18 protein-coding genes are annotated in these 20,541 nt (G+C 64.9%); 10 read left to right on the top strand and 8 right to left on the bottom strand.

Features of this window, described 5'->3' with window-relative positions; all coding sequences use genetic code 11:
• Nucleotides 1–61 precede the first annotated feature (61 nt).
• The 6 genes from KSS93_RS20430 (at nucleotide 62) to KSS93_RS20405 (ending at nucleotide 10,254) form a co-directional block, all read left to right on the top strand.
• Nucleotides 62–4,582, top strand: coding sequence for an NEL-type E3 ubiquitin ligase domain-containing protein (locus KSS93_RS20430; RefSeq protein ID WP_367616817.1), 4,521 nt, complete (start codon nucleotides 62–64; stop codon nucleotides 4,580–4,582).
• 116 nt (nucleotides 4,583–4,698) lie between these two features.
• Nucleotides 4,699–6,345: an AMP-binding protein gene (locus KSS93_RS20425; protein ID WP_217885720.1), complete on the top strand. Its 1,647-nt coding sequence runs from the start codon at nucleotides 4,699–4,701 to the stop codon at nucleotides 6,343–6,345.
• A gap of 12 nt (nucleotides 6,346–6,357) precedes the next feature.
• The gene (locus KSS93_RS20420; protein ID WP_217885719.1) at nucleotides 6,358–7,125 is read left to right on the top strand and encodes an SDR family NAD(P)-dependent oxidoreductase; all 768 of its coding nucleotides are present in this window, start codon (nucleotides 6,358–6,360) and stop codon (nucleotides 7,123–7,125) included.
• Nucleotides 7,126–7,137: 12 nt separating this feature from the next.
• Nucleotides 7,138–8,331, top strand: a complete 1,194-nt coding sequence (locus KSS93_RS20415) for an acetyl-CoA C-acyltransferase (protein ID WP_217885718.1) — start codon at nucleotides 7,138–7,140, stop codon at nucleotides 8,329–8,331.
• 8 nt (nucleotides 8,332–8,339) lie between these two features.
• Nucleotides 8,340–9,467, top strand: a complete 1,128-nt coding sequence (locus KSS93_RS20410) for an acyl-CoA dehydrogenase (RefSeq protein ID WP_217885717.1) — start codon at nucleotides 8,340–8,342, stop codon at nucleotides 9,465–9,467.
• Between the two features lie 13 nt (nucleotides 9,468–9,480).
• On the top strand, nucleotides 9,481–10,254 hold the full coding sequence (locus KSS93_RS20405; RefSeq protein ID WP_217885716.1) for an enoyl-CoA hydratase: 774 nt from the start codon (nucleotides 9,481–9,483) through the stop codon (nucleotides 10,252–10,254).
• Between the two features lie 128 nt (nucleotides 10,255–10,382).
• On the opposite strand, the gene KSS93_RS20400 is transcribed toward KSS93_RS20405, so the two are convergent.
• Nucleotides 10,383–10,628 (bottom strand): hypothetical protein, encoded by a 246-nt coding sequence (locus KSS93_RS20400; RefSeq protein ID WP_217885715.1) that lies wholly within the window; start codon nucleotides 10,626–10,628, stop codon nucleotides 10,383–10,385.
• 330 nt (nucleotides 10,629–10,958) lie between these two features.
• On the opposite strand from KSS93_RS20400, the gene KSS93_RS20395 reads away from it, so the two are divergent.
• Nucleotides 10,959–11,363 (top strand): TraR/DksA family transcriptional regulator, encoded by a 405-nt coding sequence (locus KSS93_RS20395; RefSeq protein WP_217885714.1) that lies wholly within the window; start codon nucleotides 10,959–10,961, stop codon nucleotides 11,361–11,363.
• Nucleotides 11,364–11,507: 144 nt separating this feature from the next.
• The gene (locus tag KSS93_RS20390) at nucleotides 11,508–13,115 is read left to right on the top strand and encodes a methyl-accepting chemotaxis protein (RefSeq protein WP_437182055.1); all 1,608 of its coding nucleotides are present in this window, start codon (nucleotides 11,508–11,510) and stop codon (nucleotides 13,113–13,115) included.
• A gap of 8 nt (nucleotides 13,116–13,123) precedes the next feature.
• On the opposite strand, the gene KSS93_RS20385 is transcribed toward KSS93_RS20390, so the two are convergent.
• Nucleotides 13,124–13,411, bottom strand: a complete 288-nt coding sequence (locus tag KSS93_RS20385; RefSeq protein WP_217885712.1) for a hypothetical protein — start codon at nucleotides 13,409–13,411, stop codon at nucleotides 13,124–13,126.
• A gap of 209 nt (nucleotides 13,412–13,620) precedes the next feature.
• On the opposite strand from KSS93_RS20385, the gene KSS93_RS20380 reads away from it, so the two are divergent.
• Both KSS93_RS20380 and KSS93_RS20375 read left to right on the top strand, forming a co-directional pair.
• Entirely contained in the window at nucleotides 13,621–14,091 is a 471-nt protein-coding gene (locus KSS93_RS20380; protein WP_217885711.1) for a hypothetical protein, read from the top strand.
• On the top strand, nucleotides 14,088–14,294 hold the full coding sequence (locus tag KSS93_RS20375) for a hypothetical protein (RefSeq protein WP_217885710.1): 207 nt from the start codon (nucleotides 14,088–14,090) through the stop codon (nucleotides 14,292–14,294). Before KSS93_RS20380 ends, KSS93_RS20375 begins: the two co-directional genes overlap by 4 nt.
• A gap of 3 nt (nucleotides 14,295–14,297) precedes the next feature.
• Here the strand turns inward: KSS93_RS20375 and KSS93_RS20370 are convergent, their stop codons facing one another.
• From KSS93_RS20370 to KSS93_RS20345, 6 genes are read right to left on the bottom strand one after another with little or no spacing between them, the layout of a single operon-like run.
• Nucleotides 14,298–14,663, bottom strand: coding sequence for a Na+/H+ antiporter subunit G (locus KSS93_RS20370; protein WP_217885709.1), 366 nt, complete (start codon nucleotides 14,661–14,663; stop codon nucleotides 14,298–14,300).
• Nucleotides 14,660–14,938: a K+/H+ antiporter subunit F gene (locus KSS93_RS20365; protein WP_217839395.1), complete on the bottom strand. Its 279-nt coding sequence runs from the start codon at nucleotides 14,936–14,938 to the stop codon at nucleotides 14,660–14,662. Before KSS93_RS20365 ends, KSS93_RS20370 begins: the two co-directional genes overlap by 4 nt.
• On the bottom strand, nucleotides 14,935–15,423 hold the full coding sequence (locus tag KSS93_RS20360) for a Na+/H+ antiporter subunit E (RefSeq protein ID WP_217885708.1): 489 nt from the start codon (nucleotides 15,421–15,423) through the stop codon (nucleotides 14,935–14,937). Before KSS93_RS20360 ends, KSS93_RS20365 begins: the two co-directional genes overlap by 4 nt.
• Complete coding sequence (locus KSS93_RS20355; RefSeq protein WP_217839393.1) at nucleotides 15,420–17,099, bottom strand: monovalent cation/H+ antiporter subunit D; 1,680 nt, start codon at nucleotides 17,097–17,099, stop codon at nucleotides 15,420–15,422. The genes KSS93_RS20360 and KSS93_RS20355 overlap by 4 nt, the downstream gene beginning before the upstream one ends.
• The gene (locus KSS93_RS20350; protein WP_003250128.1) at nucleotides 17,096–17,440 is read right to left on the bottom strand and encodes a Na+/H+ antiporter subunit C; all 345 of its coding nucleotides are present in this window, start codon (nucleotides 17,438–17,440) and stop codon (nucleotides 17,096–17,098) included. Before KSS93_RS20350 ends, KSS93_RS20355 begins: the two co-directional genes overlap by 4 nt.
• Nucleotides 17,440–20,355 carry a monovalent cation/H+ antiporter subunit A gene (locus KSS93_RS20345; protein WP_217885707.1) on the bottom strand — a complete coding sequence of 972 codons (2,916 nt, stop codon included), beginning with the start codon at nucleotides 20,353–20,355 and terminating at the stop codon, nucleotides 17,440–17,442. Before KSS93_RS20345 ends, KSS93_RS20350 begins: the two co-directional genes overlap by 1 nt.
• Between the last annotated feature and the right edge of the window lie 186 nt (nucleotides 20,356–20,541).

Below are 20,541 nucleotides of genomic sequence, written 5' to 3'. Positions count from 1 at the left end.
TCTGCTTTGGTGGCTGGCCGCGCCGGAAACTCTGCGGCCTCAATCTGCAGAGGTCATTGCCATGCCTGCCACCGCCGTACCTTCGTCCGTCACCGAAAAGATCGACCACGCCACCGACGCCTTCATCGGCGCCCGCCTGCCGCAGTGGCTGCTGCGGGCGACCCCGGCCCAGATCAACACCCTGCGTGACAGCTTCAGCAAGCACCGCGACAGTGAGCAGAAGCTACGGGCCGCCACCCTCGAGCTGCTGCCGCTGCAACGCTTCGCCGAGCAGCAGATCGATGCGCTGCTGGCCGCCCACTTGCCTGACGGCCAGACACTGAGCGACCTGCAGTGGTTGGAAATCACCCCGGAGTTCGGTCGCTACATGGGCAGCGGCTGGCCTTACGTGGTACCGCGCTACACCCGCAAGCCCGGGCTGCTGACACTGATGCAGAACTTCCACGACGGTGCTTCGTTCTATGACGGTTCGGGGCTGGTAGTGCCGGGCACCCTCGAACTGGTCTACAAGGACACCTCAGCGCTGGTCAGGGCCTGCCGGGCAGCAAATGTCGGTGCTCGCTATCAAACCCTGCTGGAACGCACCTTCAACCCTTCGACGCTGACGTTGTTGAGCGAAAACAAACGTGCAGGCCTGAGGTTGGCGACCGAGGTGGCATTGCTGAAGGGGCAGATCGATGCGCGCGAGCAGGTTGCCCTGAAGGCAGTGGCGGATGGCCACGAAACACCAACACAGGCGTTGTTCGCCTATCCCGGGTCATTGAGGATGCTCGGCCGCCCGGTTGCCGATGCTATGGTCATGCAGATGCGCGGCCCTGAGGGGGAAGATGCCGGGGTTATCTTGTACCTTGCCAGCGACCCCAAACAGGCTCTGCGCAAATACGCCTCGTGGGCGCTGATGACCGAACAATTCACCGCACTGCTGAGGCAACCTGACTATCTTGCCTATGTGAGCCAGCTGATCGCCTTGGGTGAGCGTCCGGCGTTCGTGCAAAAGCTGCGGACACGGCTCAAGGACCCTTCCCCGGACCTGGCACTCGACGGCAAGACGCATTCCGACGATGTCTTTGCGAAGTTGGTGGCGCTGCAGGTCAACCAGGCCAAGGAGGATGCCCGGTTGCTGTTGGTACCAACTGCCGATGCCGATAGCAAGGCTGCGCGCGCGCGCCTGGATGCCTGGGAGAGTGCCGGAATGAGCCTGGTCAACCTGGCAGGGCTGTTCATTCCGGGGGTCGGTGAAGTGCTGCTGGGGCAGTTCGTCGTGCAGATACTGTCGCAGGTCTGCGAGGGCGCGGTGGACTGGCATCACGGGCACCAGCACGAGGCGCTGGAGCACATGCTCGGGGTGGCCGAAAGCCTGGCGGTGGTTGCGGCGGTGGGGGCGGGCGCCAGCCTTGTCGCCAAAGGGTTCGAGCGCAGTGCCTTCGTCGACGGACTTGAGCCGGTTCAGCTCGATGCGCAAGGTCAGCGCCTGTGGTCGTCCGATTTGCGCCCTTATGTCAGTGAGCCCGACGACGCCACCCTGCAAGCCGACGGCCTGTATGGGGCGGGGCCTCGGCGCTGGATGAAGGTGGGCCAGCATTACTACGAGGTTCATCGGCCCGACCCGGTAGGGCCGTGGCGTTTGCGCCACCCGCGAGGTGACGATGCGTTCGGGCCGGTGGTGCACAGCAATGGCGAGCGTGGCTGGTGGCTGCATGGCGAGCGGCCACTGGAGTGGGATGACAGCGTGCGCCTGCTCGACACTTTGTGGCCTCACCAGCCCGCGCTGGAAAGCGCGCGGGCTGAACATATCATGCGGGTGGCGGGTGTGGACCAGGATGAGTTGCGCGGGCTGCTGGTCGAGCAACGACCGGTGCCCGTCAACTTGCGCTACACCCTGCGGCGTTTCGAGGCTGACCGGCGCATCAATGCGTTTTTTGCCGAGCTGCAAGACACGGCCACGATCAGTGACGATCTCGAGCGCACCACGGCAGTCAGCGGCGACCGGCAGATCCTCGACTGGTGCCTGGCGAGACCCGGCATTCAGGGCCTGCGCGGCCAGAAACTGCATCAGGCGTTGATCGAAGATGCAGCGAGCCTCAGAGGCGCGCTGCTCGATCACCTGACGGCGGTCCCTGGGTCAAACGAGCCGTTGTTTACGTTGCTCAAGCGCGATTTTCCCGGCTTGCCGGATGATTACGTGCTGAGCTTGGTCGAGGGGGCCGATGATGTTCAGCTGGCCGTGGCTCGGACCGAGGCGCGCGTGCCGCTGACGGTGGCGCAGAAGGCCAGCTCGCTGCTGCAGATGGCCAGGCTCAACCGTGCGTTGGAAGGTTTGTATCTGCGCAGCTCGAGCAGCGATGAAACCGGCGAGCTGGTCTTGTCGCTGCTCAGGCGTGTGCCGAACTGGCCCAGCGCTGCCAACTTCGAGCTGCGCCAAGGGTCCGACACCGGGCGACGGATCAGCAGCATCAATCCCCAGGGAGACACCCGTACGATGACGGTGCTGATGCTCAAGGGCGGACGCTATCGGCTTTACGATAACCAGGGCTACGAGCGCGATGTGCCCGTAGCAGAGCCAGCCGGGCTGTTCGAGGCGATCGTTGCGCTGCTGTCTGCGCAGCAGTTGGGCAGTATGAGCATCAGCTCCGTGGGGGCAGCCGACCAGCTTCGTCTGAGGGTGCTCGAGCAATTGCCGGTCAGCCGTGCACGGTTGCTGCAGATTCTGGGCTGGCGTGCGCAGCAACCGTGGTTCAATCCTGGGCAGCGCCTGCCCGATGGGCGCGTGGGCTACCTGCTCAGTGGCCGAGGACAGGGCTCCGGCAATGCCCGTGCGACGTTGAGGGTACGCATTCGCAGCCTTTACACCGGTTTCTCCGATGCGCAAGTCGAGGACTACCTGAACCAGTTGATGAGGCGGCCAGGGACGGCCTTCGATATCCTGCTGGAGCAGGAAGAAAACTACGCTCAACTACGCATCAGCCTCAACCGCTGGGTGGAGCAGCAAAGCCAGCCCGTGGCCCGCAGCACCCGCGAGCAGCTCGCCTTGCGCCTTCGCCGCGCCTGGCGCCTGCAGGGCGAGCCGGTCCATGACGGGGAGGGGAACGTCGAAGGTATGCGTCTGGACCTGAGCGGTCTGCCGGTGGAACGCCTGCCCGTTGTGCCCCCTACCACTGATTTCGAGCATGTCACGGTGCTGACGCTGGCCAATATGCGCCTGGATCAGGTGCCGGTGGACTTTTTGCGGGCTTTCTCCAGACTGCGGCGGTTGAACCTGCGCAGCAACCGCCTGACCCAGGTGCCTGAAGGTGTTGGCTACCTTACCGACCTGCGCGTGGTGCGCCTTGGCCACAATCAGATCCGTATGACTGCCGCAGGTTTTGCCAGACTGGCCGCCCTGCCGGAGCTCGTCGAACTCGACCTGAGCTACAACCCGCTGGGCCGGTTGCAGATGCGCTTCAACCACTTGTCCCGATTGGCGCGGCTGAACGTGAGTAATTGCCGCCTGAGCGAATGGCCTACAGGGCTTGAGCTGCTGGGTTATCTGGAGCGTGCCGACCTGCGCGACAATCAGCTTGCCAGAGTGCCGGCAGAAATCCTGCAGATGCCACTCGATTTCCGGCTAACGTTGCTGGTGGAGCGTAACCGGATGCGGGCGCGGGACCTGATGAATCTGCGCATGATCGAGGTCCACCCCATGCAACATGAGGGTGTGGGCGAGCTCGCCGTGGGGGGCGATTACACCGAGGCCAGGCGCGTGTGGCTGGAAAGGATGCCGGAAACGCAGCGGGATGTTCTGGCTGAGCGCTGGGATACGCTGAGTGCGTTGCCGCACAGCAGCGCTGTATTCGATATATTGAGCGAGTTGCCGCGTACCGCAGATTTTCGTTTAGGCCAGGCGTATATGGCGGATCACGTGTGGGCGCTGCTGCAAACCTTGGAAAGCGACAGCGAGCTGCGCGAGCAGGTCTTCACCGAGGTCAACCAGCCGTTGACCTGTGAAGACAGCGTCATCGACCGCTTCGCGGCACTGCAGGTGCAAGTCCGGGTTGCCGTCGCCGACAGTGATGGGGCGCTGGGTGAACGCCGTACCCAACTGCTGAGCCTGGGGCGCGGGCTGTTCCGTCTGGATCGGCTGGAGCAGTTCGCCCGTGAGGATATCCGCGCCCGCGGCATTGAAGGGGGGAGTGTCGACGAAATCGAAGTGAGCCTGTTCTACCGTGTGAACCTGGCTGATCAGCTGCAACTGCCTTTCCAGCCGCGTAGCATGCGTTTTGGTCGCGTGGCCAGGGTCAGCGAGGAGCAGCTGCAGGAAGCCAGCAGGGTGGTACTCGCGGCGCAAACCGATGAAGCTCTGGCCGAAGACCTGAGCGCCAGGGTGTTCTGGCAACGCTATATGCATGAGCGGCATTTGGCGCTGTTCGACGAATTGGAGTTGCCGTTCGATCAGCGTGGCACCGCACTGGACGAGCAGGAGGCGACGATGACCAGCGGGCAATACCAGCAGCAATGGGAAGCGATAAAGGTCGAGCGCCAGGCAGCCGTCAACTCACTCACTGTACGCCTGACCCTGGAGGTGTTGGCCGAAGAGCAAGGCTGACCGGGCAAAACCGGTCATCCAGATTGACAGCTTTGGCCATTGCCCGCCCTGGGCTGCGGCGCGAATATCGCCAGACCGATGGTGCACTCCAACAATAAAAAGCCAGGAGTCTGACGATGCGCGATTACGCCGAGGCGGCCCGTTCGTTCAATTACACCGAGGCCGCTGCTGCTGCCCTGCACGGCAGCCTGCAGGCGCTCAATGCCTGTGTCGAATGCTGTGACCGGCATGCCGGCAGCGGCAAGCTGGCGCTGATTCATGAAGGCCAGGGCAGCAACGGCGGGCGCTACAGCTTCGACCAATTGCAAGCCCTGGCCGCACGCTTTGCCAACGTGCTCAGGGCCCAGGGTGTGGGCGCCGGTGACCGGGTTGCTGGCCTGCTGCCACGCACCCCCGAGCTGTTGGTGACGATCCTCGCCACCTGGCGCCTGGGCGCCGTCTATCAACCGCTGTTCACTGCGTTTGGCCCGAAAGCCATCGAGCACCGGCTGGCGCAGTCCAGCGCCCGCGTGGTGGTGACCGACCGCGGCAACCGGGCAAAACTCGCTGACGTGCCGCAGTGTCCGACGCTTATCACCGTGGGCGCTGTCCCGGGCGAGTTGGACTTCCAGGCATTGCTCGATGCCGCTGCCGATGATTGCGAACCGGTGATGCGCACAGGTGACGACCCGTTTTTGCTGATGTTCACCTCCGGCACCACGGGCCCGGCCAAGCCGCTGGAAGTACCGCTGCGGGCGATTGTCGCGTTCCAGGGCTACATGCGCGATGCCATCGACCTGCGCCCGGATGACAACTTCTGGAACCTGGCCGACCCGGGCTGGGCCTATGGCCTGTACTACGCGGTTACCGGGCCGCTGTCCCTGGGCCACGCCACCACCTTTTACGACGGGCCGTTCAGCGTTGAAAGCTGCGCGCGGATCATCGACAAGCTGGGCATCACCAACCTGGCGGGGTCACCGACCGCCTACCGCCTGCTGATTGCTGCAGGTGACGCGTTCGCCGCGCCGATCAAGGGCCGCCTGCGGGTGGTCAGCAGCGCAGGCGAGCCGCTCAACCCCGAGGTTATCCGCTGGTTCGCAGGCGAGCTCGGGGTGACCATCCATGACCACTACGGGCAGACCGAGCTGGGCATGGTGCTGTGCAACCATCATGGTTTACGCCACCCGGTTCGCCCGGGGTCGGCAGGGTTCGCCATCCCCGGCCACCGCATCGTGGTGGTGGACGAGCAGGGCTTTGAGCTGCCCGCCGGCCAGCCGGGCATTCTTGCGGTGGACCGCGAGCAGTCGCCGCTGTGTTGGTTCGGCGGCTACCACGGCCTGCCGACCAAGGCATTCGTCGGCAAGTACTACCTCTCTGGCGATACCGTCGAGCTGAACCCGGACGGCAGCATCAGCTTCGTCGGGCGCAGTGACGATGTGATCACCACATCCGGCTACCGGGTCGGCCCGTTCGATGTGGAAAGCGCGTTGATTGAGCACCCGGCGGTGATTGAGGCGGCGGTGATCGGCAAGCCCGACCCGCAGCGTACCGAGCTGATCAAGGCGTTCGTGGTGCTGGCCAAGGGGTACGCGGGCAGCCCCGAGCTTGAAGAAACCCTGCGCCAGCATGTGCGCCAGCGCCTCTATGCCCACGCCTACCCGCGTGAAATCGAATTCGTCAGCGAGCTGCCCAAGACCCCGAGCGGCAAGCTGCAGCGGTTCATCCTGCGCAACCAGGAAATCGCCAAACAACAAGCTGCGCAGCCGATCGCTGCGGGCGCCTGAAGGAATACCGACATGCACATCCAGAACAGCAATTTCATTGTCAGCGGCGCGGCTTCGGGCCTGGGCGCCGCCACTGCGCAGATGCTCATCGAGGCCGGGGCCAAGGTCATGCTGGTGGACCTGAACGCCGCCGCCGTCGAAGCCAAGGCCGCTGAGTTGGGCGGCAATGCCCGCTTTGCGGTGGCCGACATCAGCGACGAGCAGGCTGCCCAGGCAGCGGTCGATGCCGCCGTCAGCGCCTTTGGCAGCCTGCACGGGCTGGTCAACTGCGCCGGTATCGTCGGCGCCGAGAAGGTGCTGGGCAAAAACGGCCCGCATGGGCTGGGCAGCTTCGCCAAGGTGATCAACGTCAACCTGATCGGCAGTTTCAACCTGCTGCGCCTGGCTGCTGCGGCCATGGCCGAAGGGCCGGCAGGCGAGGGCGGCGAGCGCGGCGTGATCATCAACACCGCCTCGATTGCCGCCTACGACGGGCAGATCGGCCAGGCGGCCTATGCAGCCTCCAAGGGTGCCATCGCCAGCCTGACCCTGCCTGCCGCGCGCGAGTTGGCGCGCTTCGGCATCCGCGTGATGACCATCGCCCCGGGTATCTTCGAAACCCCGATGATGGCCGGCATGACCGATGAGGTGCGTGCTTCGCTGTCCGCCGGGGTGCCGTTCCCGCCGCGCCTGGGCCGCCCGCAGGAATACGCAGCATTGGCCCGCCACATCATCGAGAACAGCATGCTCAACGGCGAGGTGATCCGCCTCGACGGTGCGCTGCGCATGGCTGCCAAGTAAGGAGCACAGAACATGACCCTCGCCAATGACCCGATCGTTATCGTCAGCGCCGTGCGCACGCCTATGGGCGGCCTGCAGGGCGACCTCAAGAGCCTTAATGCACCGCAGCTGGGCAGCGCGGCGATCCGTGCTGCCGTGGAGCGCGCCGGCCTCGATGCGGCAAGCGTCGATGAAGTGCTGTTCGGCTGCGTGCTGCCAGCCGGGCAAGGCCAGGCACCGGCACGCCAGGCGGCCCTCGGCGCCGGGCTGGGCAAGCACACCACTTGCACCACGCTGAACAAGATGTGTGGCTCGGGCATGCAGGCGGCGATCCTGGCCCATGACCAGTTGCTGGCCGGCAGCGCGGATGTGATCGTTGCTGGCGGCATGGAGAGCATGAGCAACGCCCCGTACCTGCTGGACAAGGCCCGCGGTGGCTACCGCATGGGCCATGGCAAGATCATCGACCACATGTTCATGGACGGCCTGGAAGACGCCTACGACAAGGGCCGGCTGATGGGCACCTTTGCCGAGGACTGCGCGCAGAACGGCGGCTTCAGCCGTGAGGCCCAGGACAACTTCGCCATCGCTTCGCTGACCCGTGCGCAGGAGGCAATCAGCAGCGGCCGCTTCGCTGCCGAGATCGCCCCTGTGGAAGTCATCGAGGGTAAGGAGAAACGCCAGATCAAGGACGACGAGCAGCCACCCAAGGCGCGCCTGGACAAGATCCCGCAGCTCAAACCTGCGTTCCGCGAAGGTGGCACGGTGACGGCGGCCAATTCCAGCTCGATCTCCGATGGCGCTGCGGCCCTGGTGCTGATGCGCCGCAGCGAAGCCGACAAGCGCGGCCTCAAGCCGCTGGCGGTGATCCATGGGCATGCCGCATTCGCCGACACCCCGGCACTGTTCCCGACGGCGCCCATCGGCGCCATCGACAAGCTGATGAAGCGTACCGGCTGGAGCCTGACCGAAGTCGACCTGTTCGAGATCAACGAAGCGTTCGCCGTGGTCACTCTGGCGGCCATGAAGCAGCTCGACCTGCCCCACGACAAGGTCAATATCCATGGTGGCGCCTGCGCCCTGGGCCACCCGATTGGCGCCTCGGGCGCGCGCATTCTGGTAACCCTGCTGTCGGCCTTGCGCCAGAACAACCTGCGCCGTGGCGTGGCGGCCATCTGCATTGGCGGTGGCGAGGCCACGGCCATGGCCGTCGAATGCCTGTACTGAGGTGAACCATGCTGGTAACTGACGAGCAACAACAGATCGCCGACGCCGTGCGCGGGTTTGCCCAGGAACGCCTGAAACCTTTCGCCGAGCAGTGGGACAAAGCACATCGCTTCCCGAAGGAGGCCATTGAAGAGATGGCCGAACTGGGCCTGTTCGGCATGCTGGTGCCGGAGCAGTATGGCGGCAGCGATACCGGTTATGTGGCCTATGCCATGGCCCTGGAAGAAATCGCCGCCGGTGACGGTGCTTGCTCGACCATCATGAGCGTGCACAACTCGGTGGGCTGCGTGCCGATTCTCAAGTTCGGCAGCGAGGCGCAGAAACAGCAGTTCCTCACACCGCTGGCCACGGGTGCGATGCTCGGCGCTTTCGCCCTGACCGAGCCCCAGGCCGGCTCCGATGCCAGCAGCCTGAAAACCCGCGCGCGGCTGGACGGCGACCACTACGTGCTCAATGGCAGCAAGCAGTTCATCACCTCCGGGCAGAATGCCGGGGTGGTGATCGTGTTCGCCGTCACCGACCCTGAGGCCGGCAAGCGCGGCATCAGCGCCTTTATCGTGCCCACCGATGCGCCGGGCTACCAGGTGGCGCGGGTCGAGGACAAACTCGGCCAGCACGCCTCCGATACCTGCCAGATCGTCTTCGACAATATGCGGGTGCCGCTGGCCAACCGCCTGGGCGAGGAGGGGCAGGGCTACAAGATCGCCCTGGCCAACCTTGAAGGCGGGCGTATCGGTATAGCCTCGCAGGCGGTGGGGATGGCCCGGGCGGCGTTCGAGGTGGCCCGTGATTACGCCAATGAACGCCAGAGCTTCGGCAAGCCGCTGATCGAACACCAGGCAGTGGCCTTTCGCCTGGCGGACATGGCGACGAAGATTGCCGTGGCCCGGCAGATGGTGCTGCACGCCGCGGCCCTGCGCGATGCCGGGCGCCCGGCCCTGGTGGAGGCGTCGATGGCCAAGCTGTTCGCCTCGGAAATGGCCGAAAAGGTCTGCTCGGATGCCTTGCAGACCCTGGGCGGTTATGGCTACCTGAGCGACTTCCCGCTGGAGCGCATCTACCGCGATGTGCGGGTGTGCCAGATCTACGAAGGCACCAGTGACATTCAGCGCATGGTCATTGCGCGCAACTTTTGAAGGAGCAACCTGCATGGCATTCGAAACCATCCTGCTGGACATCCACGGCAAGGTCGGCCTGATCACCCTTAACCGCCCCCAGGCGCTGAACGCGCTGAACGCGCAGATTGTCGCCGAGATCAACCAGGCCCTAGACCAGCTCGAACGTGACCCGAACATAGGCTGCGTGGTGCTGACCGGCTCCGCCAAAGCCTTTGCTGCCGGCGCCGACATCAAGGAGATGGCCGAGCTCAAGTATCCGCAGATCTACGTCGATGACCTGTTCAGCGACGCCGACCGCATCGCCAACCGGCGCAAGCCGATCATCGCTGCGGTGTCAGGCTTTGCCCTGGGCGGTGGCTGCGAGCTGGCGATGATGTGCGATTTCATCCTGGCCGCCGACAACGCGAAATTCGGCCAGCCGGAAGTCAACCTCGGGGTGCTGCCGGGCATGGGCGGTACCCAGCGCCTGACCCGCGCGGTGGGCAAGGCCAAGGCCATGGAGCTGTGCCTGACCGGGCGCCTGATGGGCGCAGAAGAAGCCGAGCGTGCCGGGCTGGTGGCGCGCATCGTGCCGCAGGCTGAATTGGTGGAAGAAGCACTGAAAGTGGCCGCGACCATTGCTGCCAAATCGGTCCCTGTGAGCATGATGGTCAAGGAAAGCGTCAACCGGGCGTTCGAAGTGACCTTGAGCGAAGGTGTGCGTTTCGAGCGGCGGGTGTTCCATGCAGCGTTCGCCACCGAGGACCAAAAAGAAGGCATGGCGGCGTTCATCGCCAAGCGCGAGGCGCAGTTCAAGGACCGTTGAGGCGCTGCAAGCCTGGCGCTTGACTCAGGTGCTGCGCGGTTCTTTAGGAGCGGCGGCTTTAGCCGCGAACATCGGCATGGAGCCGCTGCGCACCACCGCGTCGCCTGCTTCGATGCAGCGCGGCGTGGTTAGTGGTGAGTGCCTGAAGTGCTGCTGACCGGTGCGCGGTACACGTCTGCATTGCCGCTGGCATGGCGCTGCGCTGCGGTTTTCAGATGCCCGGCGGTGAACTCGGCCTTGGCGGTATCCATCGTCGGGTAGTGAAAATGCGCGTACCACGGCACAGTGCTTCGGTGGGGGATGGCGTACTCGTCAAGAGAGTCATCCGGGGCTCCTGCACCGTGGCCAGGCGCTTGCGCGGCCCCGAGGCGCATACCTGGACTTCGCCCTGGTCGATCAGAAACTGTAGCTAGGCCATTCTGGGCTTCTGCGCCAGCGCAGCGTCGATGCTTAACAATGCAAGATTTGTTGCGGCATATTGCCCCTGGGCGCCTCCCGGCCGCGCGAATGAGGCACCAATGGGCGGATTCCTGGCTATTTCGGTCAAATGCCCCGTCATTTCTGTTGCCCGACGTCGCCTGGCACCTTAGACTGCCGCCCCCTGTAAAAGAGTGCCGGTTGGCGCTTGAAGAATTCCGCCGGCGGTGATGCGTCACCGCCGGCACCCGAATCGCCCCAATGCACATTTTTTCATAGAGAAATCGATGACCAAGGAACAGTTGCTGGCCATGTCGGCCGATGACTACATGAACGCCGAACAGCTGGCGTTCTTCACCGCGCTGCTGCAGGCGATGAAAGTCGAAACCCACGAGCGCATCGAGCTTAGCCGCAACTCCATCGAAAGCCTGGACACCCCGTCGGACCCTGCCGATGTGGCGTCGGTTGAAGAGGAGCGCACCTGGCTGGTGAACGCCATCGACCGCGACCAGCGCCTGCTGCCGCAACTGGAAATGGCGCTGGACCGCATCAGTGACGAAAGCTTCGGTTGGTGCGACGACAGCGGCGAGCCGATCGGCCTGAAGCGCTTGCTGATCAGCCCGACCACCAAGTACTGCATCGAAGCCCAGGAACGCCACGAGCAGCTCGACCGCCACCAGCGGCAAGTCTGACCTCGGCAGCCTGAGCCAAGGCCCCACGGAGCGATCCCTGGGGCCTTTGTGTTTTCTTGCTGTGCATCATGGGTGGGCGCCTTACTTCCAAGGGAGTATGGATAGTGGCGTTGTAGTGGCGTTTAATGGCGTCACAATAACGACATGCGATGGACCACGAAGATGATGCGAGAAGGAACTCTGCCGCCCGCCGAAATGCCACAGTCGGCTACCACCCGCGGCCTTGCCTTGTTGCAGGGCGTGGCGCTGTGTGCGCTGCTGGGCGCCACGGCGTTCGTCGAGCAGGCGCTATACCTGGCCGTGCCACTGGCATTGCTGGTGCTGTGGTTGCCGCGCTGGCGGCAAGCTGTGCGCACTGTGCCGGTAATCGAAGCCTCCGAGGAAGACGACCTGATTCGTCAGTTGGCCAAGGGCACCAGCCATAACGCGCTGTCGGCCGCTGCCGTGGCCCATGCCGCGCAGCAGCTTGCGGCGCGGGTGCAATCGCAGTTGGGTGCGGCGCAGGAAATCGTCGGCAGCGCCGAGGTGATGATCGTCACCGAAAAGGCCAGCGCCCAGCTCAGCCAGCAGGCACTGCAGGCGGCGCGTGCGGCTCACGGCAGCAGCGTGGCCGGCAGCGCAGTGCTGGCCGAGTCGATCCAGCGCATGCATGACCTCAGTGTGCGCGCCACCACCAGCCGCGAGCTGATCGAGGCGCTGCACCAGCGCAGCGAAGATATCGCGCGGGTGACCCTGGTGATCCAGGCCATCGCCAGCCAGACCAATTTGTTGGCACTTAATGCCGCCATCGAAGCTGCCCGGGCCGGTGAGCACGGGCGCGGTTTTGCCGTGGTCGCCGACGAGGTGCGTGGCCTTGCCGGGCGCACCGCCAGCGCCACCGAGGAGGTGGGGCAGATGGTCGCCGATATCCAGGCGCGTACCGCCCAGGTGGTGGCGCAGATTCGTGAGTTGGCCGATGACTTGGGCAGCGGCGTGCAGCAGGTGGAACATACCGGCGGGCAGTTGGCGCAGATCGCCGAGTTGGCGGCCAGTGTCGAAGGGCAGGTGAGCGAGATCGCCGAAGGCACCGATACCAACCGGGCCCAGCTCGATACCCTGTTCCAGGCAGTGGCCCAGGTGCGCAGCGACCTTGAGGTGAGCGATCAGCAGACCCGCCGCCTGGCCAAGGCCGCGGTGCAGATGGAAAGCCAGGTGGAAGGTTTGAGCGAGCGGCTGGCCGAAGTCGGGCTGGATGCCTACCATCAGCGGGTGTTCGAGCTGGCCCAGGCCGGTGCCCGGCAGATCGGCGAGCGTTTCGAGGCGGATATCCAGCAGGGCAGGGTGACGCTGGATGACCTGTTCGACCGCCAGTACCGGCCGATTGCCGGCATGCAGCCGCCACGTTTCAGCACCCGCTTCGACCAGTACACCGATACCGTGCTGCCGCACATTCAGGAGCCGCTGCTGCAGCACGAGGGCCTGGTGTACGCCATCGCCTGCACCCCGCAAGGCTATGTGCCGACCCACAACAATGCCTTCAACCAGCCGCTGACCGGCGACCCGGTGCATGATACCGCCCACAACCGCAGCAAACGCACCTTTGACGACCGCACCGGCATTCGCTGTGGCAGCCACCAGCAGCGGGTGTTGCTACAAACCTATACCCGGGACACCGGCGAGCTGATGCATGACCTGTCGGTGCCGATCTTCGTTCAGGGCCGGCATTGGGGCGGCTTGCGCCTGGGGTACCGCCCCGAGCCTGGCCTTGACTGAGCAAGTGCTCAGCCTTCCAGGTGGCGTGCCAGTTCGCAGGCATCTTCGTGGCGCCTGCGAAAGCCCTTGACCCTGCCGGTGCAACTGTCAGTGACGTGGTAGAAGGCGATTCCGGCGGGGATGACGATAAAACGGGGTTTTTCCGGCCAGGAAATGCGTTGTGCCTCTCGACGGATTTCGGTGTTTTCGTGCATATTCATCCCCCTGTAATGCGCGTGTGATGATCGCGACCCTGTTCTGAGCAGGGGGCTGACGTGGTCTGCCGCTTCTTTTTCGACGGTTTGGCCTTCAGTCATTACATTTTCCCGTTACCGAATCATGCCGAAGCGTACCCCGTGCAACCGGGCGATGGACTGGAGAAGCATTTCCCGGTTCTCGCAGGGCTTGCGCCGCGTGGATCCTTCGTTGCCGGGCTTTAGCGCCATCGGACTTTGACTTTTTCATCGGCGGCCACCCCTGCGGTGCGTACGAGTGGCCGCTTGCTACAGATGCGAGGAACCTTTCATTGGCAGTCAGTACTCTTGATACCCATGCGTTGTTTGCCCTGGGCGACCTGCGCGCCAAGCTGGTCAAGCTGTTCCAGGGGCGTTTCGTCTATGTCACCGAGCAGAGCCCTGAAGGCCTGTACATGGCCGAAATCGACACCGACGATGCGCTGGTGGTGGATGACAAGCAGCGGCTCGAGCTCAAGGTAGGCGACCACTTCCGCGCCGCCGTGCTGCCCAGCCGCGAGGGCGGCAAGCTGGAACTGCGTTTTCGCGAGATCAAGTTCAACGTTTACGGCCAGGGCGACTACGCGTTCGTCTCGGTGCCAGAGGGCGATGGCATCGTGTTTCGCGAGGGGCATGGCGTGATGCTGGTGTTCGCGGCGCAACAACAGGTGCCCGAAGGCCTGGGCAAGTTACTCAAGGCGGTGACCGGCAAGGTGGCCAAATGGCGCAAGGGCGAGCTGACCACTTTCAAGGCCAGCGAATGAGTGAGGCGGGGCCTGCGTCGCGGGCCGGGTTTCATCGCCAGCACCAGGCCCAGGCCACCGAGCAGGCCCAGCGCCTGCTGGCGCGTCGTGAAGAGCTGGAGGGCGCCTGGCTGGCCTGGGTGGCCGGCGAGCTTTACCAGCTCAGCCCGCCACCTTTTGTTGCCATGGTGCGCCGTGAGCTGCAGCGCCTGAGCGAGGTTTGAGGGTCAGTTGCCCCGGTCGTGGCCGCTGCTGACCTCGTCCGGCACCGCCTCGCCGCTGGTGCGTTTGCGAAACAGCGCCGCGCGGGCCAGCAGCAGCGTGGTCACCGGCACGGTGATCGACAGCAGGATCGGGATCAGCCAGGCGTGCAGCACCGGGCTTTGCTTGAGCATCGAGAAATACAGTATCGAGGCCAGCGCCACGCACCAGGCGCCGATGGTCGAGGCCAGTGCCGGTGGGTGCATGCGCTGGAAGAAGTCCTTCAGCCGTAGCAGCCCGATGGCGCCGATCAGGGCGAACAGGCTGCCGAGCAGCAGCAGGGCCGCCACCGACAATTCCAGCCAGAACGGCAATTGCATTGTTTCGGTCATTCGATCACCTCGCCGCGCAGCAGGAACTTGGCCAGGGCGAACGATCCGACGAAGCCGAACAGGGCGATCAGCAGCGCGCCTTCGAAGTAGGTGTCGCTCGCGTAGCGGATACCCAGCACCAGCATCATCAGCATGGCCAGGATGTACAGGTAGTCCAGGGCCAGTACCCGGTCTTGGGCGGAGGGCCCGCGGAACAGCCGGATCAGCGCCAGGCCCATGGCGATGGCAAAGATGAACAGGCTGGCGAGGACGGCGTTGGCTAACAGGCCGCTCATTCAAAGATCTCCATCAGCGGGCGTTCGTAGGTGTGCTTGAAGTGTTCGATGAAGGCGGCTTCGTCTTCCAGGTCGAACACGTGCAGCAGCAGGACGCTGCGGTCCAGGGCGAGCTCCGACCAGACCGTGCCGGGCACCACCGTGGTGATCATCGACAGGGCGGCCAGGCCGTGGGCGTCGCGCAGCGCCAGCGGAATATGCACGAAGGCCGAGCGCGGTGGCCGGCTACCGGCAAACAGTACACCGCGGGCTACCAGCAGGTTCGAGTGGACCACGTCGATGCCCACCCGCGCTATCAGTCGGGCGATCACCAGCGGACGACGCACATGGGCGTGCTGCGGGCGCAGCGGGGCCATGAGTATCGGCGCCAGAAGCCCCAGGGCGGCGCCCAGCAACAGGTTGCCCGGGCTCACCGACAGGTTCAGCAGCAGCCACAGCACAAACAGCGAGGCCGACAGCAGCGGCGCGGGGAACAGGCGGTTCATGGCTGCACCTCGGCGCTGGCAGTGGTCGGCCCGGGCAGTGGGCGGGTGGCCATGACCGCGTTGATGTAGGCATCCGGGGCCTGCAGTTCGGCGGCGGTGTCCTGGGTGTAGCGCAGCAGCGGCTCGGCCTTGAGGCTCAAGAAGATGCACAGGCCCAGCAGCATGACGATGGGCAGGCATTCATAACGGCGCAGCAGTGGCGAAGGACGTTCTTCGGGCTTCCAGAAGCGCTGGATGCCGACCCGGCCAAAGGCGATCAGCGCCGCCATGCCCGACAGCACCAGCAGGGTGACCAAGGTCCAGCCTGCCGTGCCCAGCGGTTGCTGCGGGGCGACCCCGAGCCCTTGCGGGTTGAACAGCGCGCTGATCAGGTTGAGCTTGCCGATGAACCCCGACAGCGGCGGCATGCCGATGATAAGCAGGGCGCAGGCGATGAAGCTCAAACCGAGGAAGGCCATGGTCCAGGGGATGATCTGGCCGATCACGGCTTTTTGTTCGTCGTCCAGGTTGATGCCCTTGGGTGGGTGCAGCGATTCCAGTGGCGATGGCATGGCGTCTTCTTCGTCGTCCAGCGGCGCTTCGTTGGCCGAGCGCGAACGCTCCACCAGTTCGGCCAGCAGGAACAATGCACACAGGGCCAGGGTGGAGCTGGCCAGGTAGAACAGTGCAGCGCCGGTGAGGACCGGCTGGCCGAAGCCGACGGCGGCCAGCAGGGTGCCGGCCGAAACCAGGATGCTCAGCGCGGCCAGGCGTTCCAGGCGCTGGGCGGCGAGGATCGAGGCGGCGGCCACGGCCAGGGTGACCAGGCCGCCGTATACCAGCCAGTCACCGCCGAAATGCGCCGAGGCCCCGGCCTGCCCGGAGAACAGCAGGCTCCACAGGCGCAGCACGGCGTACAGGCCGACCTTGGTCATGATGGCGAACAGCGCAGCTACCGGGGCGCTGGCCGACGAGTAGGCCGGCACCAGCCAGAAGTTCAGCGGCCAGATGCCGGCCTTGGCCAGGAACGCGATGGCCAGGATTGCTGCGCCGGCGTGCAGCAGTCCACGGTCGGCTTCGGGCACCAGCGGGATCTTCAGCGCAAGGTCAGCCATGTTCAGGGTGCCGGTGACGCCGTAGAGCATGGCCGCACCGACCAGGAACAGCGACGAGGCGAACAGGTTGATGGCGATGTAGTGCAGGCCGGCCTTGACCCGTGCGCGGCCCGAGCCATGCAACAGCAGGCCGTAGGAGGCCGCCAGCAGCACTTCGAAGAACACGAACAGGTTGAACAGGTCGGCGGTGAGGAAGGCGCCGTAAAGGCCCATCAACTGGATTTGGAACAGCGCATGGAAGCTGGCCCCGGCACCGTCCCAGCGGGCGCGGGCGAACAATAGCGCGCTGCTGCCGACGATGCCGGTGAGCACCAGCAGCAACGCCGACAGGTGATCGACCACCAGTACGATGCCAAACGGCGCCGGCCAGTTGCCGGGCAGGTAGACGCCGATGGACTCGGCCTGGCCCTGGGTACGTACCCACAGCAGCAGCGATACGGCGATGGCCAGGCCGATGAAGGTCGACAGCAGGTTGAGGCGGGCTTTCAGCCAGCGGTGCTTCTCGCCGATCAGCAGCATCAGGGCCGCAGTGACCAGCGGCAGCAGGATCGGCGCGATGATCAGTTGGCTCATGCCACTCATTCGTCACGCTCCCGGCCGTCTACGTGGTCGGTACCGGTCAGGCCGCGCGATGCCAGCAGCACCACCAGGAACAGCGCGGTCATGGCGAAGCTGATGACGATGGCAGTGAGCACCAGGGCCTGGGGCAGCGGGTCGGTGTAATGCAGCAAATCTTGCGTGACGCCATCCTTGATGATCGGCTCCTTGCCTATGAACAGGCTGCCCATGCTGAAGATGAACAGATTGACCCCGTATGACAGCAGGCACAGGCCCATGATCACCTGATAGGTACGCGGGCGCAGGATCAACCACACCCCCGAGGCGGCTAAAACACCGATGGCGACTGCAATGACTTCTTCCATCAGGCGGCTCCTGCTTGGCTGGACTTGGCAGGATTGCCGGGGCGGTAGGCACGTACCGACTGGTGCGCCAGCGCCGTGAGGATAAGCAGCGTCGAGCCGACCACCACGCTGTACACGCCGATGTCGAAGAACAGCGCGCTGGCCACGTGTATGTCACCGAGCAGCGGCAGGTGCAGGTGCGCGGTGTGGGTGGTGAGGAAGGGGTAGCCGAGCAGCATCGCACCGGCCCCGGTCAGGGTGGCGCAAAGCAGCCCGGTGCCCATCCAGCGCAGCGGGCGCAGGCTCATCTGCGCCTCGACCCACTGGGTGCCGGCGACCATGTATTGCAGAATGAACGCTACCGACATCACCAGGCCGGCGACGAAGCCACCACCCGGCTGGTTGTGGCCGCGCATGAACAGGTACATCGACACCAGCAGGGCGATCGGCAGCAGCAGGCGCACCAGCGCTGCCGGCACCATCATGAAGCCTAGGGCGGTGTCGGTGGCATGGCGCGGGTTGACCAGGTCGGTGACCACGTCTGGCGCCAGCTGGCGTTGCTGGGCGGGCAACTGCATGCTTTCTTTGGGTGGGCGGAAGCGGCGCAGCAGGGCGAACACGGTCAGGGCCACGGCCACCAGTACGGTGATCTCGCCCAGGGTGTCGAAGCCACGGAAGTCCACCAGCATGACATTGACCACGTTGGTGCCGCCGCCTTGCGGCAGGGCGCGGCTGAGGTAGAACGAGGAGATGTCGTTGGGGGTTGGGCGGGTGAGCATGGCGTAGGACAACAGCGCCATGCCGCCACCGACCAGTACTGCCAGTACCAGGTCGCGCAGGCGGCGCAGGCGAGCGCGGTCGCGGCTGCCGGGCAGCGGCGAGACGCCTTCGATACGCCGCGGCAGCCAGCGCAGGCCGAGCAGGATGAGCACGGTGGTTACCACTTCGACCGCCAGTTGCGTAAGGGCAAGGTCGGGGGCGGAGAACCAGACGAAAGTGATGCAGGTCATCAGACCGCACACGCTGACCATGATCAATGCGGCCAGGCGGTGGTACTTGGCCTGGTAGGCGGCGCCGATGGCGCAGGCGATGGCGATCAGCCACAGCGCGACGAACACCCCGGAGCCGGGGATTTTTGGCCGGTCGCCCCAGCTCAGGCCGCTGTACAGCAGCGGCGTGAGGCCGGCGATGAAGGCCGCCAGCACCAGCATGAACAGCTGCACCTGCAGGCGGCGGGTGGTCAGCAGGCGTTCGAGGTGGCGGGCCAGCAGCATCAGGCGTACCAGGCCGTGTTCGAACAGGCGCTTGCCGTTGAAACGCTCGATCAGTGGCGGGTAGGGGAAGCGGCCGCGCTGCAACTGCTTGCGCAGCAGCAGGTAGAGGACGACGCCGCCGCACATGGCGATCAGGCTCATGATCAATGGCGCATTCCAGCCGTGCCAGATGGCCAGGCTGTACTCGGGCAGGGTGCCGCCGACCACCGGCAGGGCGGCGGCGGCCAGCAGCGGGCCGACCGATTGCGCCGGGAAGATGCCGACTACCAGACAGGTGAGTACCAGCAGTTCGACCGGGGCACGCATCCAGCGTGGTGGTTCGTGGGGCGTGTGCGGCAGGTCTTCGGCCTTGGGGCCGAAGAACACGTCGACGGTGAAGCGCAGTGCATAGGCCACGCTGAAGGTGCCTGCGAGGGTGGCGATGACCGGCAGGGCGGCCTCGACCCAGGCGGTGGAGCTGATGAACACGGTTTCGGCGAAGAACATCTCTTTGGAGAGGAAACCGTTCATCAACGGCACGCCGGCCATCGAGGCACTGGCGACCATGGCCAGGGTGGCGGTGAAGGGCACCAGGCGGAACAGGCCGCTGAGGCGGCGGATGTCACGGGTGCCGCTTTCGTGGTCGATGATGCCGGCGGCCATGAACAGCGAGGCTTTGAATGTAGCGTGGTTGAGAATGTGGAACACGGCGGCCACGGCCGCCAGCGGGCTGTTCAGGCCCAGCAGCAGGGTAATCAGGCCCAGGTGGCTGATGGTCGAGTAGGCCAGCAGGCCCTTGAGATCGTTCTGGAACATCGCGGCGAAGGCGCCGAGCAGCAGGGTGGCGGCGCCGGCACCGCCGACGATCCAGAACCACTCTTCGCTGCCGGACAACACCGGCCACAGCCGCGCCAGCAGAAATACCCCGGCCTTGACCATGGTTGCCGAGTGCAGGTAGGCCGACACCGGGGTGGGTGCGGCCATGGCGTGGGGCAACCAGAACTGGAATGGGAACTGCGCGCTTTTGCTCAGGGCGCCGACCAGGATCAGCGGCAGCAGTACCGGGTACAGGGCGTGCTGGCGAATGACATCACCAGCAGCTAGCACTTTGTCGAGGTCGTAGCTGCCGACCACGTGGCCCAGCAACAGGGCGCCGACCAGCAGGCACAGGCCGCCGGCGCCTGTGACCATCAACGCCATGTAGGCGCCGCGGCGGGCGTCGGCGCGGTGGTGCCAGTAGCCGATCAGCAGGAACGAGAACAGGCTGGTGAGCTCCCAGAAGAACACCAGCTGGATGAGGTTGCCGGAAATAACCAGGCCGAGCATGGCGCCCATGAAGGCCAGAAAGAACGCGAAGAAGCGCGGCACCGGGTCCTGCGGCGACATGTAGTAGCGGGCGTACAGCGACACCAGGGCGCCGATGCCCAATATCAGCAGGCTGAACAGCCAGGCGAAGCCGTCCATGCGCAGGACCAGGTTCATGCCAAGGCTGGGTAGCCACAGCAGTTCTTCGCGGATGACGCCGCCATGGGCGACCTGCGGGTACAGCAACGCCACCTGGACGGTGCCGACCAAGGCCACGAGCCCGGCAAGAATGGACTCGGCGTTGCGTGCGTTGTGCGGCAGCACGGCCGCCAGGCAACTGCCCACGAAGGGCAGAAGCAATAGCACAATCAATGACATAGCGTTCTGATCTGGAGAGGTTTGCCAAGGATCATACGTGCCGGGGTGTGTATCACCAACACGCAAGCGGTTGCGAAATCCTACAAATGCGCTGTGACAAGCTGTTTTTTTATAACAGTTTTTTACAAAGGATAGCGGTCAGACGAGATTGTGCGACCGCGTGTGGCAACCGGCTGGCCGGAGCGG

Origin of the sequence: Pseudomonas xanthosomatis, from assembly GCF_019139835.1 — a bacterium.
Taxonomy (GTDB): domain Bacteria; phylum Pseudomonadota; class Gammaproteobacteria; order Pseudomonadales; family Pseudomonadaceae; genus Aquipseudomonas; species Aquipseudomonas fakonensis.
This window is presented reverse-complemented; position numbering and strand designations above follow the sequence as displayed.

Excerpts from the sequence above, each read along its gene's own strand:
- KSS93_RS20430 (WP_367616817.1), top strand. The coding sequence starts at position 62 with ATGCCTGCCACCGCCGTACCTTCGTCCGTCACCGAAAAGATCGACCAC.
- KSS93_RS20425 (WP_217885720.1), top strand. The coding sequence starts at position 4,699 with ATGCGCGATTACGCCGAGGCGGCCCGTTCGTTCAATTACACCGAGGCC.
- KSS93_RS20420 (WP_217885719.1), top strand. The coding sequence starts at position 6,358 with ATGCACATCCAGAACAGCAATTTCATTGTCAGCGGCGCGGCTTCGGGC.
- KSS93_RS20415 (WP_217885718.1), top strand. The coding sequence starts at position 7,138 with ATGACCCTCGCCAATGACCCGATCGTTATCGTCAGCGCCGTGCGCACG.
- KSS93_RS20410 (WP_217885717.1), top strand. The coding sequence starts at position 8,340 with ATGCTGGTAACTGACGAGCAACAACAGATCGCCGACGCCGTGCGCGGG.
- KSS93_RS20405 (WP_217885716.1), top strand. The coding sequence starts at position 9,481 with ATGGCATTCGAAACCATCCTGCTGGACATCCACGGCAAGGTCGGCCTG.
- KSS93_RS20400 (WP_217885715.1), bottom strand. The coding sequence starts at position 10,628 with ATGCGCCTCGGGGCCGCGCAAGCGCCTGGCCACGGTGCAGGAGCCCCG.
- KSS93_RS20395 (WP_217885714.1), top strand. The coding sequence starts at position 10,959 with ATGACCAAGGAACAGTTGCTGGCCATGTCGGCCGATGACTACATGAAC.
- KSS93_RS20390 (WP_437182055.1), top strand. The coding sequence starts at position 11,508 with ATGCGATGGACCACGAAGATGATGCGAGAAGGAACTCTGCCGCCCGCC.
- KSS93_RS20385 (WP_217885712.1), bottom strand. The coding sequence starts at position 13,411 with ATGACTGAAGGCCAAACCGTCGAAAAAGAAGCGGCAGACCACGTCAGC.
- KSS93_RS20375 (WP_217885710.1), top strand. The coding sequence starts at position 14,088 with ATGAGTGAGGCGGGGCCTGCGTCGCGGGCCGGGTTTCATCGCCAGCAC.
- KSS93_RS20370 (WP_217885709.1), bottom strand. The coding sequence starts at position 14,663 with ATGACCGAAACAATGCAATTGCCGTTCTGGCTGGAATTGTCGGTGGCG.
- KSS93_RS20365 (WP_217839395.1), bottom strand. The coding sequence starts at position 14,938 with ATGAGCGGCCTGTTAGCCAACGCCGTCCTCGCCAGCCTGTTCATCTTT.
- KSS93_RS20360 (WP_217885708.1), bottom strand. The coding sequence starts at position 15,423 with ATGAACCGCCTGTTCCCCGCGCCGCTGCTGTCGGCCTCGCTGTTTGTG.
- KSS93_RS20355 (WP_217839393.1), bottom strand. The coding sequence starts at position 17,099 with ATGAGTGGCATGAGCCAACTGATCATCGCGCCGATCCTGCTGCCGCTG.
- KSS93_RS20350 (WP_003250128.1), bottom strand. The coding sequence starts at position 17,440 with ATGGAAGAAGTCATTGCAGTCGCCATCGGTGTTTTAGCCGCCTCGGGG.
- KSS93_RS20345 (WP_217885707.1), bottom strand. The coding sequence starts at position 20,355 with ATGTCATTGATTGTGCTATTGCTTCTGCCCTTCGTGGGCAGTTGCCTG.